The 807-nt window shown below is 64.4% G+C and carries 1 protein-coding gene; it reads right to left on the reverse strand.

The features are described 5' to 3' along the window. Positions 1-807, reverse strand: an 807-nt coding sequence (locus tag VXD91_RS27820) for an IS481 family transposase (protein ID WP_346416882.1), incomplete at both ends; no start/stop codon positions are given.

Here is an 807-nt window from a genome sequence, read left to right on the forward strand (position 1 = left end):
TCGCAGTCGGCTGATGGGTGGTAGTCCGTCGAGTGCGCTGTGGCGGCGTTGAGTGTTGTAGAACTCGACCCAGGGTGCAAGGGCTCGGGCGCGGTCTGCGTTGGAGGCGAAAACCCGGCGATAGGACCATTCGCCTTGCAGCGTCCGGTTGTAGCGCTCCACCTTGCCGTTCTGCCACGGGCAGTGAGGCCTGATGAAGAGGTGTTTAGCATGCAGCTGGTCGATGATCGCCGCGACGTCGGCCGAGCGTCGATAGCTGAAATGGTTGTCAGTGATGACTCGTTCGATACTCGAAATCCCTTGTGATTGAAAGTATTCAGCCGCCCGAGCGATGAACCCGGCACATGTTGATCCCTTCTCATCGGGATGGATCTCTGAGTACGCCAGCCGGCTGTGGTCATCGACCATCGAGTGCACGTAGTCATACCCGATGCCGCGGCCGCGGACCTCTTCGCTGCGCCCGTGAGCGCGCCACCCGCCCCCGTCGGGGATGCGGCCGAGCTTCTTGACATCGACGTGGACCAGTTCGCCAGGATGGTCGCGCTCGTAGCGCACCGCAGTGGCCTTCGATGCCTTGATCACCGCGCCGGTCATCGGATCGCAGTCGCGCAGATGAGGTACGCCCCGACGATGAAGAATCCGTCCGACGGTCCGCGCGGGGATCCCAAGTTCGGCACCCAGCCAGTCCGGGCCCCGGCGATGCCGGCGGCGCGCCGCCACCACCTGTCGTTCCACCCGCGCTGGGGTCTTGGTCGGACTGTGGTGCGGTCGTGAGGACCGGTCGTGAAGTCCGGCCTCTCCCTCGAG

The sequence above is a fragment of the Mycobacterium sp. SM3041 genome (genome assembly GCF_039668335.1).
Classification (GTDB): Bacteria; Actinomycetota; Actinomycetes; order Mycobacteriales; family Mycobacteriaceae; genus Mycobacterium.